The sequence below is a fragment of the Brevundimonas sp. UBA6550 genome (assembly GCF_002434505.1).
GTDB lineage: Bacteria > Pseudomonadota > Alphaproteobacteria > Caulobacterales > Caulobacteraceae > Brevundimonas.
Genome location: NZ_DJKE01000008.1, coordinates 298,373 through 310,874 on the forward strand (window position 1 = coordinate 298,373; position 12,502 = coordinate 310,874).

The 12,502-nt window shown below is 67.1% G+C and carries 11 protein-coding genes; 9 read left to right on the forward strand and 2 right to left on the reverse strand.

From position 1 onward, the window contains the following. Positions 1 to 19: 19 nt before the first annotated feature. From B3Z70_RS09390 to B3Z70_RS09430, 9 genes are read left to right on the forward strand one after another with little or no spacing between them, the layout of a single operon-like run. Positions 20 to 1,237, forward strand: a complete 1,218-nt coding sequence (locus tag B3Z70_RS09390; protein WP_292023326.1) for a M50 family metallopeptidase — start codon at positions 20 to 22, stop codon at positions 1,235 to 1,237. Between the two features lie 29 nt (positions 1,238 to 1,266). Further along, positions 1,267 to 3,729: an outer membrane protein assembly factor BamA gene (gene bamA, locus B3Z70_RS09395; RefSeq protein ID WP_292045401.1), complete on the forward strand. Its 2,463-nt coding sequence runs from the start codon at positions 1,267 to 1,269 to the stop codon at positions 3,727 to 3,729. 31 nt (positions 3,730 to 3,760) lie between these two features. Continuing rightward, the gene (locus B3Z70_RS09400; protein WP_292022806.1) at positions 3,761 to 4,378 is read left to right on the forward strand and encodes an OmpH family outer membrane protein; all 618 of its coding nucleotides are present in this window, start codon (positions 3,761 to 3,763) and stop codon (positions 4,376 to 4,378) included. Between the two features lie 6 nt (positions 4,379 to 4,384). Then, on the forward strand, positions 4,385 to 5,398 hold the full coding sequence (gene lpxD / locus B3Z70_RS09405) for a UDP-3-O-(3-hydroxymyristoyl)glucosamine N-acyltransferase (RefSeq protein ID WP_292022808.1): 1,014 nt from the start codon (positions 4,385 to 4,387) through the stop codon (positions 5,396 to 5,398). A gap of 2 nt (positions 5,399 to 5,400) precedes the next feature. Beyond that, on the forward strand, positions 5,401 to 5,865 hold the full coding sequence (fabZ, locus tag B3Z70_RS09410; protein WP_292022810.1) for a 3-hydroxyacyl-ACP dehydratase FabZ: 465 nt from the start codon (positions 5,401 to 5,403) through the stop codon (positions 5,863 to 5,865). Beyond that, on the forward strand, positions 5,865 to 6,653 hold the full coding sequence (lpxA, locus tag B3Z70_RS09415) for an acyl-ACP--UDP-N-acetylglucosamine O-acyltransferase (protein ID WP_292022812.1): 789 nt from the start codon (positions 5,865 to 5,867) through the stop codon (positions 6,651 to 6,653). Before fabZ ends, lpxA begins: the two co-directional genes overlap by 1 nt. Further along, complete coding sequence (lpxI, locus tag B3Z70_RS09420) at positions 6,650 to 7,483, forward strand: UDP-2,3-diacylglucosamine diphosphatase (RefSeq protein WP_292022813.1); 834 nt, start codon at positions 6,650 to 6,652, stop codon at positions 7,481 to 7,483. Before lpxA ends, lpxI begins: the two co-directional genes overlap by 4 nt. After that, the gene (lpxB, locus tag B3Z70_RS09425) at positions 7,480 to 8,658 is read left to right on the forward strand and encodes a lipid-A-disaccharide synthase (RefSeq protein ID WP_292022815.1); all 1,179 of its coding nucleotides are present in this window, start codon (positions 7,480 to 7,482) and stop codon (positions 8,656 to 8,658) included. The genes lpxI and lpxB overlap by 4 nt, the downstream gene beginning before the upstream one ends. A gap of 2 nt (positions 8,659 to 8,660) precedes the next feature. Then, positions 8,661 to 9,653 carry an FUSC family protein gene (locus B3Z70_RS09430; protein ID WP_292022817.1) on the forward strand — a complete coding sequence of 331 codons (993 nt, stop codon included), beginning with the start codon at positions 8,661 to 8,663 and terminating at the stop codon, positions 9,651 to 9,653. A 61-nt stretch (positions 9,654 to 9,714) separates the two neighbouring features. On the opposite strand, the gene gltA is transcribed toward B3Z70_RS09430, so the two are convergent. After that, positions 9,715 to 11,016, reverse strand: a complete 1,302-nt coding sequence (gene gltA / locus B3Z70_RS09435) for a citrate synthase (RefSeq protein WP_292022819.1) — start codon at positions 11,014 to 11,016, stop codon at positions 9,715 to 9,717. Between the two features lie 66 nt (positions 11,017 to 11,082). Then, positions 11,083 to 12,498: a glutamate--tRNA ligase gene (gltX, locus tag B3Z70_RS09440; RefSeq protein ID WP_292022821.1), complete on the reverse strand. Its 1,416-nt coding sequence runs from the start codon at positions 12,496 to 12,498 to the stop codon at positions 11,083 to 11,085. Positions 12,499 to 12,502 lie beyond the last annotated feature (4 nt).

The following is a 12,502-nucleotide window of genomic DNA, read 5'->3' on the forward strand; positions in this document are numbered from 1 at the left end:
CGGGGGAGACGATTTTCGAATGCTGGGCGTCCTGGGTCAGATCCTGATCTACATCGTGCCTTTCCTGCTGGTGCTGACCTTTATCGTCACCATCCATGAACTGGGTCACTTCCTGGTCGCGCGCGCCTTTGGCGTGAAGGTGGATCGTTTCGCGGTCGGCTTCGGCAAGGCCGTGTTCAGCCGAACGGATCGGCATGGCATCGAGTGGCGGCTGGGTTGGCTGCCGCTGGGCGGCTATGTGAAGTTCTCGGGCGATCTCGATGCGTCCAGCGTGCCGGATCAGGCGGGGCTTAACGAACTACGCCAGCGTGTCGTCGCCGAGCGTGGGCCTGGGGCCGAACGCGACTATTTCCACTTCAAGCCCGTGTGGCAGCGCGCCCTGGTCGTCGCCGCGGGACCGATCGCCAACTTCATCCTGGCCATCACCATCTTCGCCATCGTCTTCATGGCCGTGGGCGTTCAATTGCGTCCGGCGCGCGTGGCTCAGGTGCAGGCGGGATCGCCGGCCGCCGCCGCCGGTTTCCAGGTCGGCGACCTGATCACCGGCGTGAACGACAAGGCGATCAAGGACGGCAGCGCGGTGACGCGCACCGTCATGCTGTCGACCGGCGATCCCGTGCGGTTCACGGTCGAACGCGGCGCGCAGACGTTGCACCTGACGGCGGTGCCCGAGCGGCGCGAGGAGAACGACCCCGTCGCCGGCCGCGTCAAGGTCGGCCGCATCGGTCTGGGCCTGGGATCGACCGCCGCCGACGTGCGTCATGTGCGCTATGGCCCGGTGGGCGCCGTGGTCGAGGGCGTGCGCCAGACCGGCGACGTCATCGGCTCGACCCTGACCTATCTGGGGCGCCTCGCGACCGGCCGAGAGTCCGGCGATCAGTTCAGCGGCCCGCTGGGCATCGCCAAGGCCACAGGCTCGTTGACGACCGCCGCGGTCGAGGCCAGCCCGGCGCCCGGCCAGATGGCGATCAATCTGCTCCTGACGCTGACGACGCTGGCCGCCATACTTTCGATCGGAATCGGCTTTCTAAATCTGCTTCCCATTCCGATCCTCGACGGCGGGCATCTGCTTTTCTACGGCTATGAAGCCGTGGCCAGGCGACCTGTGTCGGCGCGGTTCCAGGAGATGGGCTATCGCGCAGGTCTTGCGCTTTTGGCGGGATTTATGTTGTTCGCGACGTGGAACGACCTACAGAAGCTCAACCTCTTCCAATTCCTCGGCGGGCTCGTCTCGTGAGCCGACGCCAGCCCCCGATGGTTTCCCGAATGAATGACATGACCTCTCGCGCCGCCGTTCGATTGAGCGCCCGTTCCAGCCTGCTGGCGCTGGCCGTCGCCGCCGGTCTCGGCGCGCCCGCCCTGGCCCAGACCGCGCCGGCGCAGGGTGCGCCCGCAACGCCTGCACCGGCGCCTGCCCCTGCCCCTGCCCCTGCCCCTCAGGGCGCCGCCGCCGAGCAGACCCCGCGCGTGGAAATCGCCGCGCCCCAGACGATCACGATCAACCGCATCATCGTGCAGGGCGCCCAGCGGATCGACCAGACGACGGTGCTGTCCTACCTGCCGATCCGTCCGGGCGATGCGGTTGACGCCTCGGTCCTGGACGTCGCCGTGCGCACCCTGTCGCGCACCGGCCTGTTCGCCGACGTGCAACTGGGCGTGCAGAACGGGGACCTGATCGTTCAGATCAAGGAAAACCCGATCATCAACCAGGTGGTGTTCGAGGGGAACAAGGCGCTGTCGCAGGACAAGCTGACCAAGGAGGTCACCCTGGCTCCGCGCGGCATCTACACCCGCGCCAAGGTGCAGGAAGACGTCGGCGCCATCGTCGAACTGTATCGCCTGCAGGGCCGCATCTCCGCGACCGTCACGCCCAAGCTGGTCCAGCTGGATCAGAACCGCGTGGACGTGATCTTCGAGATCAACGAAGGCCCGCAGACCGGCATCAGCGCGATCAACGTCCTGGGCAACCACGCCTTCTCCGACCGGGACGTGCGCGGGGTGATGGTGACCGAGAAGTCGACCTGGTGGAAGTTCTTCTCCAACAACGACAACTACGATCCCAATCGCCTGGAATATGACCAGGAGCAGCTGCGCAAGTTCTACACTAACCGGGGCTATTACGACTTCCGCGTCGTGTCCTCGGTCGCCGAACTGCAGCCCGACGATCAGGCGTTCCAGCTGACGCTGACGCTGAACGAAGGCGACAAATACAATTTCGGCGAGGTCAAGGTCGTCACCCAGAACGACCGTCTGAACGCCGACTTCCTGCAGCGCCTGATCCCGATCCGCTCGGGCGACCTGTACGAAAGCGACAAGATCGAACAGGCGGTCGACGCCCTGACGTTCGCGGCGGGTTCGGCCGGCTACGCCTTCGTCGAGATCAATCCGACCTATCGGGCCAATCCCGACACCGACACGGTGGACGTGACCTTCAACGTCTCAGAGGGGCAGCGGGTCTATATCGACCGCATCAATGTGGTCGGCAACACCCGCACCATCGACCCGGTAATCCGGCGCGAACTGATGCTGACGGAAGGCGACGCCTTCAATCGCGCCTTGATGGAGCGGTCGCGCAACAATCTGCGCGCCCTGGGCTTCTTCAAGGACGTGAAGGTCGAGGAGACGCGCGGCAGCGCGCCGGACCGTTCGGTGATCAACGTCAACGTTCAGGAACAGCCCACCGGCGAACTGTCGGTCGGCGCGGGCTTCAGCTCGGTCGACTCCTTCACCGTCAACCTGGGCATTTCCGAGCGGAACTTCCGTGGACGCGGCCAGAACGTGGTGGCCCGCCTGGAGTGGGGCTCGCTGCGTCAGCAGGTCGACTTCCGCTTCACCGAGCCGAAGTTCCTGGGCCGCGACCTGCGCGCCGGCTTCGACCTATTCCACTCGCGCTACGACCTCAGCCAGTATTCGTCGTACGACTACCGCTCGACCGGCGCGGGCCTGCGTCTGTCCTATCCGCTGAACGGCAATATGCTGCTCAGCACGCGCTACTTCCTGAAGTCGGACGAGATCATTGTCCCGTCCGGCTATTGCTCGGGCGTCGGCCAGGGTTCGTCGGCGCTGTGCGACCAGGTCGGCAGCTTCATCAACTCGTCCGTCGGCTATACGTTGCAGATGAACTACACCAATGACCCGGTGCGCCCGACGCGCGGCTGGGCCGGCTCGCTGCGTCAGGACCTGGCGGGTCTGGGCGGCGACGTGAACTATGTGAAGACCGAGGCGGACGCCAGCTGGTATTATGGCTTCACCCCGGCGTGGGTGGTCAGCGTGCAGGGTTCGACCGGCTATGTCAGCGGCTGGAACGGCGATCCGATCCGCATCAACGACCGCTTCTTCAAGGGCGGCAACAGCTTCCGTGGCTTCGAGACCGCCGGCATGGGGCCGCGCGATCTGAACACGACCGACGCGCTGGGCGGCAACTTCTACGCCATCGGCACGGTCGAGCTGACGGTGCCGAACTATCTGCCCGAGCAATATGGCATCAAGACCTCGCTGTTCGCCGACGTCGGGACGCTGGGCGTGCTGGACGATCGCTACAAGCTGACCTCCACCGGCACGGTGAACCCGAACATCGCCGACGAGCTGTCGCTGCGTGCGTCGGCCGGCGTCAGCATCCACTGGAAGTCGCCGATGGGTCCGATCCGCTTCGACATCTCCAAGGTCCTGTCCAAGGAAGACTACGACAAGACCGAATCCTTCCGCTTCTCGACCTCCACCCAGTTCTAATCGCGGCGTTTCGACCGCACGAGGAAATCCCATGAAAGCTCTGATCATCGCGGCGACCGCAGCCGCTTCGCTTCTCGCCACCGCAGCCTCGGCCGCCACGGCCCAGCAGGCGTCCGCCGCCCCCGCCAACCCCGGCCCGGTGATCCCCGGCGTGTGCGTCTATTACAACGCCCGTCTGCTGGCCCAATCGTCGGCTGGGCAGGCCGTCGAAGCTCGGATGCAGCAACTGGCCCAGGAAGTTCAGGGCGAGCTGCAACCCTACGCCACGGCGATCCAGAGCGAAGCCCAGCAACTGCAGACGTCGGGCGCCAGCCTGCCGGCCGATCAGCTGCAACAGCGTCGCCAGGCCCTGCAGCAGCGCGCGCAGGAAGCCCAGCAGCTGGAAGCCACCCGCGAGAACGAACTGCGCTATACCCTGGGCATGCAGCGCCAGGCGATCACCGAGGCGGTCTCGCCCATCCTGACCGCCCTGTATCAGGAAAAGGGCTGCGGCCTGCTGCTGGACCGCGAAAGCGTCTTCATGATGAACCCGGCCATGGACGTGACCGATCTGGCCATTCAGCGTCTGAACACCGCCCTGCCGACGCTCAGCTTCAACCGCATGACCGTGCCGGCTCAGACGCAGGCCCAGCCGGCCGCCGCCCGCTAAGTCTCGATGCCTGATCCCCGCTTCTTCGAGACCCTGCCGCCCCTCAGCGTCGCCGATCTGGCGGCCAGGATCGGCGGGGAGGTCGAACGGGGCGGTGATCGCATGATCGCCTCCGTCGCGCCCCTGTCCTCGGCGGACGGGGGCGCGATCGCGTTTCTGGGCGACCGCAAATTCGCCGGGGCCCTGAAGGAAACCAAGGCCGGCTGCGTGATCGTGCCGTCCGAGGCCGTGGACGCGGCGCCGGCGGACGCCGCCGTCATCGTCTGTCGCACGCCCCAGGCCGCCTGGGCCAAGGCGTCGATGCTTCTGCATCGCCCGATCCTGCTGGACGCCGCCATCGGAAGCGAGGAGGCGGCCGAGGACGACAGCGTGGTGATCGAGCCGGGCGCCGTTCTGGGCGCGGGCGTTCGCATCGGGCGCGGCTCTCGCATCGGGGCCAACAGCGTGATTGCGCCGGGCGTCCAGATCGGGCGGGACTGCGTGATCGGCGCCAACGTCAGCGTCGGCTTCGCCCTGATCGGCGACCGGGTGAAGTTGTACGCCGGCGCGCGGATCGGAGAGGCCGGCTTTGGCGCGACCGGAACCCAGGCCGGGGTGATGGACATTCCGCAGCTGGGCCGGGTCATCCTGCAGGACGGGGTGACGGTCGGCGCCAACAGCTGCATCGACCGCGGCGCCTATGACGACACCGTCATCGGCGAAAACACGAAGATCGATAATCTGGTCATGGTGGGCCACAACTGCGTCATCGGGCGCAACTGCCTGCTGGTCGCCAATACGGGCATTTCCGGCTCGGTCACGGTCGGCGACAACGTCATCTTCGGCGGCAAGGCGGGGATCGGCGACCACATCACCATCGGCGAGGGCGCGCGCGTGGCGGCGGGCGCCGGCGTGCTGGCCGATGTGCCGGCGGGCGAAACTTGGTCGGGCTATCCGGCCCGTCCGATCCGACAGTTCTTGCGCGAGACCGTCTGGCTCGCCAAACAGGCCTCATCAAAGAAGGCCCCGAAGGAATCATAGGGATGAGCGAAGACGGCAAGATCGATTACGCCGAGGTGATGCGGCGGCTGCCGCACCGCTATCCTTTCCTGCTGGTGGACAAGGCCGAGGACTTCGTGCCCCGCACCTCCATCGTGGGCGTCAAGAACGTCACCCATAACGAACCCTTCTTCCCCGGCCATTTCCCGATCGACCCGGTCATGCCGGGCGTTCTGATCGTCGAGGCCATGGCCCAGACCGGCGCCCTGCTGATGTCCAAGACGCTGGACGTCGCGGTGGCCGACAAGGTCATCATGTTCATGTCCATCGACGGCGTGCGGTTCCGCAAACCCGCCCGGCCCGGCGATCAGCTGCGCATGGAGGTCAAGGTGATCAAGGCGCGCGGCGACGCCTATAAGTTCCGGGGCGAGACCTTCATCGACGGCAAGCTGGCCGCCGAGGCCGAGTTCATGGCCATGGTGGTGACCGTGCCGGAGCCGGCCGCCTGATGACCATTCACCCGACCGCCATCGTCGATGCGTCCGCCGTGCTGGCCGACGGGGTCCAGGTCGGGCCGTGGTGTACGGTCGGGCCGAGCGTGACGCTGGGCGAGAATGTGCGGCTGGTCAGCCATGTCGTGATCCAGCAGGACACGACGGTCGGGGCGGACACGACGATCCATCCCTTCGCCGTCATCGGCGGCGACCCTCAGCACAACGGCTACAAGGGCGAGCCGGTGCGGCTGGAGATCGGGCGCAAAAACCTGATCCGCGAGCATTGCACCTTCAACCGAGGCACGCGGCAGGGGACGGGCGTCACGGTGATCGGGTCGAACAACCTGTTCATGACCGGCGCCCACGTCGGTCACGACTGCATTGTGGGCGATAACGTCGTCATGGCCAATAACGCGACCCTGGGCGGTCACGCCCAGGTCGGGGACAAGGTTTTCCTGGGCGGTCTTTGCGCGGTTCACCAGAACGGACGGGTGGGCCAGGGCGCGATCATCGGCGGTCTGGCCGCCGTGACGCGCGACGTCATTCCCTATGGCTCGGCCTGGGGTAATCATGCCCGGCTGAGAGGGCTGAATCTGATCGGCCTGAAGCGCAAGGGCTATGGCAAGGATCAGGTGCGGCGTCTGCTGGCCGCCTATCGCGAACTGTTCGAAGGCGGAGGTGAGTTCGCCGGGCGCGTCGATCAGGTCGCGGCCGACTATTCCGACCTGCCCGAGATCGTCGAAATCCTGACCTTCATCCGCGAGGGCGGCAAGCGGCCGCTGTGCCTGCCGAACGCGGAATGAGCGTCAAGCTGGGGCTGATCGCGGGCGGCGGCGACCTGCCCCAGGCTGTGGCCCAGCGGTGCGAGGCCGAGGGGCGGGCGGTCTATGTCGTGCGGCTGGAGGGGTTCGCCGATCCGCATCTGGCGCGCTGGCCCGGCGACGATTTCGGCATGGCCCAGATCGGCGCGATCCTGAAGGCGTTGAAGGCCAACGGCTGCGGCGCGGTCTGTCTGGCGGGCATCGTCAGCCGGCCGGATTTCAAGACGTTGAAGCCCGATTTCAAAGGCGCGACCCTGTTGCCCGGCATCGTGGCGGCGGCGACCAAGGGCGACGACGCCCTGCTGCGCAAGATCCTGTCTGTGTTCGAGGCCGAAGGATTTGCGGTCGAGGGCGCCGACGACATTCTGGGGGGCGAGACGCTGGGCGCCGGCGCCCTTGGCGCGTTTAGGCCGACGCCTGAACAGCTTTCGGACCTGAAGAAGGCGCTGCATATCGCTGAAAAATCAGGCGAACTGGACATTGGTCAAGGAGCTGTCGTCTGCGACGGTCTGGTGCTGGCGGTCGAGGCTCAAGAGGGCACGGACGCCATGCTGGGACGGGTCGCCAATCTCCCGGCCGACCTGCGGGGTTCGGCTGGCGACAGAAAGGGCGTCTTGGCCAAGGCGCCCAAGCCGATCCAGGATCTGCGCGTCGACATGCCGGTGATCGGGCCGCGCACGGTGGAGATGGCGGCGGCGGCGGGATTGGCGGGCATCGGCGGGGTCTCGGGCCGGCTTATCCTGATCGACAGGCCCGGCATCGTCGCGGCGGGGGACCGGCTGGGCCTGTTCGTCTGGGGCGAGGATCAATGAGCCGCCCGCTGAAGATCATGCTGGTGGCGGCCGAGGCGTCGGGCGACGCCCTGGGCGCCGGTCTGGCCCAGGCGCTGCGGGCGCGGCTGGGCGACGATGTGGCCTTCGTCGGCGTCGGCGGACCGCGCATGGCGGCAGAGGGCGTGGTCAGCCCGTTCGACATCGCCGAACTGTCGATCCTGGGCTGGATCGAGGGTCTGCGCGCCTATGGCAAGGTCAAGCGCCGGGTCGCGGAGACGGCGGCCCTGGCCGAGCGCGAAAGGCCGGACGCCGTGGTCCTGATCGACAGCTGGGGCTTCACCATCCGCGTCGCCCAGGCCATCCGCGCCGCGCGACCCGACGTGCCGCTGATCAAATATGTCGGCCCCCAGGTCTGGGCCTCTCGCCCCGGCCGGGCCAAGACGCTGGCCGGGGCGGTCGATCATCTGCTGGCGCTCTATGGCTTCGATGCGCCCTGGTTCGAGCGCGAGGGGCTGGCGACGACCGTGGTCGGCGCGTCCGCGCTGCACATCGACATGGCCCATGCGGACGGGGCGGCGTTTCGCGCGCGACGCGGCATAGCGGCGGACGCAAAACTGCTGCTGGTCTTGCCGGGCAGCCGACCCAGCGAGATTTCGCGAATGACGCCCGTCTATGAGGAGACGGTGCGCAAGCTGAAGGCCATCGATCCCGCGCTTGAGATCGCCGTGATCGCCGCAGGCACGGTCGCTGGCGACGTCGCCGGTCGCATCGCGACCTGGCCCTTCCGCGTGCATCTGGTGGACGAGGCCGAGAAATACGGCGCCATGCGCGCCGCCGACGTGGCCCTGGCCACCAGCGGCACGGTCTCGACCGAACTGGCCCTGGCCGGCGCCCCCATGGTCATCGCCTATAAGATCGACGGCCTGTCGTATCAGCTGATGAAGCGGATGGTGACGGCCAAATACATCACCCTGTTCAACGTCGCCGCCGACGACCAGATCGCGCCGGAATACATCCAGCACGAGGCCACGCCGGCCCTGCTGGCCTCCGCCGTGGGTCGGCTGCTGTCCGACCCCGAAATGGCCGGGGCGCAGGCGCGGCGCCAGACGGCGGCGCTGGACCTGATGGGGCGCGGCGGGCCCGATCCGTCGGAACTGGCCGCCGACGCCGTTTTGCGCGTCATCGCCGCCAAGGCCGGCGCGGAGCCGAGCTGACCGTGGCCCGCGCCCTTAGCCCCCGTCGTGCGGCCGAGGTGCGAGCGGCCTTGCAGATGGCGGTGGCCGCGACGGCCGCGCTGTATCTCGCCACGCTTCTGCGTCTGCCCCATCCCTATTGGAGCGTGATTTCCGCCATCGTGGTGGTGCAGGCCAGCGTCGGGGGCGGGGTGGTGGCCATCGCGCGCGACCGGGCCATCGGCACCGTGACAGGCGCGCTGGCGGGGGCGGCCTTTGCCTTCGTCCGGCCGCCGGGGATGGAGAGCCTGGCGCTCAGCATCGCCGTCTCGACGGCGGTCCTGGCCTTCCTGGGAACCGGACGCCCCTGGTTGAAGATCGCCCCGGTGACGGCGACCATCGTCATCGCCGGCGGTGCGGGATCGGAGGGGCCGGCGTCCCTGGCGCTGGACCGGGTGATGGAAATCCTGGTGGGCAGCGGCGTCGGGGTGGTGGCCATTCTGGCCCTGTTCCCTCGTCATGCGCGCCAGGCTTTCAAACTGCATGCGCGCGAAGCGGCGGGCGAGGCGGCCGTGCTGCTGGCGCTGGTCGCCAAGGGTGACGCCAGGGACGCGGCCGAGATCACCCGCCGACACGCCGATCTGAAGCGGCGGCTGGACGCCCTGGGCCAGACCGCCAAGAATGTGGTGGATTTCCCCGGCGCGCAGCGCGAGACGGCCGACCGCGCCGCCCTGGCCCGCGCCTTCTGGCGGGTGCGCAGCGACATCGTCATCCTGGGGCGTGGTTTTCACGACGAGGGGGCGGACGGGCGGCTGACGCCCTGGTCTCAAGACGCGGCGCGCGCCGTCGAACGACTGGAAGCCCTGTCGCGCGGCAAGGCCGCCGATCCCATGGGCCCGATCGACCAGAGCCTGGCCCTGTCCATCGCGGTCGAAGGCGACGACATGGCCCTGGGCGCCGCCGCCATCGGCGCGGCCCATATGCACCGCGACCTGGACGATCTGGCCGCGCGCTTCCGCGATCTGCGTCTGGTCTGATCCGCCAAACAAAAACGCCGGGGAGGTCCCCGGCGTTCTGCATTTCGTACTGGCGTTTCGATCAGCCGCGCTGATCGATGGGCACATAGTCGCGCTCGGTCGGGCCGGTGTACAGCTGACGCGGGCGGCCGATCTTTTGCGACGGGTCCGACATCATTTCCTGCCACTGGGCGATCCAGCCCACGGTGCGGGCCAGGGCGAACAGGACGGTGAACATGGTGGTCGGGAAGCCCATCGCCGACAGGGTGATGCCCGAATAGAAGTCGACGTTCGGGAACAGCTTGCGCGAGGTGAAATATTCGTCCGACAGGGCGACCTTCTCCAGCTCCTTGGCGACCTGGAACAGCGGATCGTTCTCGCGGCCTGTGGCGGCCAGCACTTCATAGGCCGACTGCTGCATGACCTTGGCGCGCGGATCGTAGTTCTTATACACGCGGTGACCGAAGCCCATCAGCTTATACTTGCGGTCCTTCACACCCTGAATGAACTCAGGAATCTTGTCGGGCGTGCCGATTTCCTTGAGCATGTTCAGCGCCTCTTCGTTGGCGCCGCCGTGCGACGGGCCCCACAGGCAGGCGATGCCGGCCGCGATACAGGCGAACGGATTGGCGCCCGACGAACCGGCCAGACGAACGGTCGAGGTAGAGGCGTTCTGTTCGTGGTCGGCGTGCAGGGTGAAGATGCGGTCCATGGCGCGAACCAAGGCCGGATCGACGTGATAGTCTTCGGCCGGCACGGCGAAGCACATCCGCAGGAAGTTCTCGGCGTACGACAGGTCGTTGCGCGGCGAGATGAAGGGCTGGCCGACGTGATACTTGTAGGCGCGGGCCGCGATGGTCGGCATCTTGGCGATCAGGCGGATGGCCGAGATGTCGCGCTGCACCGGATCATGGATGTCCAGGCTGTCGTGATAGAAGGCCGACAGGGCGCCGACCGTGCCGACCATGATCGACATCGGGTGGGCGTCGCGGCGGAAGCCCTCGAAGAAGCGGTCGAACTGGGCGTGCAGCATCGTGTGGGTGGTGATGCTGTTCTCGAACTTCTCGAACTGAGCGGCGGTCGGCAGTTCGCCGTGCAGCAGCAGGTGGCAGACTTCCAGGAAGTTCGACTTCGACGCCAGCTGGTCGATGGGATAGCCCCGGTGCAGCAGTACGCCTGCATCGCCGTCGATATAGGTCAGGGCCGATTCACAGGCCGCCGTGGAGGTGAAGCCGGGATCGAAGGTGAAGGCGCCCGTTCCCGCATAGAGCTTGCGGATGTCGATGACGTCCGGGCCGGTGGAGCCCGAAAGGACCGGCAACTCGATGGTCTTGTCCTCGAAGGACAGGGTCGCCGAGCCGGCGGTTTTGGCTTGTTCAGTCATGAATGCCCCTTTGCATCATACGTCCAGGCGCGGGGAGGCGTCGGCCGCTTTTTGGTTTGTGGGTGATCACTTAGTCTGTTGCAGCGCATCATCCAAGCGTCCGAGACTTTCGTCGCGGCCGAGAGCGGATAAAGTTCGTGCGATATCGGGCGAAGCTGACCCTGCGGTAAGCGCCGCGCGCATCGGCGGACCGATCTTTCCAAAGCCCACGCCCTCTGATTCGGCGAAGGCCTTCAGCTCCGCATCCAGGGCGAAAACGTCCCAGGACTGGAACAGGGCCAGCCGGTCGCGCAGTCGCGAGAGGCGGTCCAGCGTCTCGCCGGCCAGAAGGGCGTGGCCCTTGTCGTCGAGCGTCAGAGGGCGGGCTTTCAGCACGAATGCGGTCTGATCGGCCAGGTCCAGCACCGTCTTGGCGCGGTCCTTGACGAAGGGCATGGCGCGCTGGAGCCGGGCTTCGTCCGCCTCTGCCAGGGCGTGCCCCTTCTGCAGGTGGGCGTCCAGCGCCAGCTTGGCCAGACGCTCGTCGTCGGCCAGGCGCAGCCAGTGGGCGTTGACGTGGGCCAGTTTGTCGAAGTCCAGCCGCGCCGGGGCCTTGCCGATGCCGGCCAGGTCGAACCAGGCGATGGCCTGGGCGTCGCTGAACAGTTCGTCGTCGCCGTGCGCCCAGCCCAGGCGGGCCAGATAATTCCGCATGGCCTCGGGCAGATAGCCCATCTCGGCGTATTCATGCACCGCCTGGGCGCCGTGCCGCTTGGACAGTTTGGCGCCGTCCGGCCCGTGAATCAGCGGGATGTGGGCGAAGACAGGGCGCGCCCAGCCCAGGGCGTCGTAGATCAGGCTCTGACGTGCGGCGTTGTTCAGATGGTCGTCGCCGCGAATGACGTGGGTCACGCCCATGTCGTGATCGTCCACCACCACGGCCAGATTATAGGTCGGGGCGCCGTCCGAGCGCAGCAGGACCAGATCGTCCAGATCGTCGGTCGACCAACTGACCGCGCCTTGAACCTCGTCGGGCACCGTCACCGTGGTCGATTGCGGGCGGCGGAAACGCACGACGTGGGGCAGGGCCAGATCGTCCACGGTGGGCTCGCGGTCGCGCCACGGCGATTCGAAGCTGCGTTTCTCGGCCTTGGCTTCGTCGCGCAGACGGCCGGTCTCTTCGGCCGAGGTGAAGTCGCGATAGGCATGGCCGGTTTCGAGTAATTGATCGACCACCTCCCGGTGGCGGTCGGCGCGGCTGAATTGGAACACCGGCTCTTCGTCGGCGAACAGCTCCAGCCAGCTCAGGCCGTCGAAGATCGCCTTGACCGCTTCGTCGGTCGAGCGTTCCCGGTCGGTGTCCTCGACCCGGATCAGGAAACGTCCTGCGTGTCGCTTGGCGTACAGCCAGTTGAACAAGGCGGTTCTCGCCCCGCCGATATGCAGATAGCCTGTCGGCGAGGGGGCGAAGCGGGTGACGACAGTCGAGGAAGGTGAGGTCATGGGG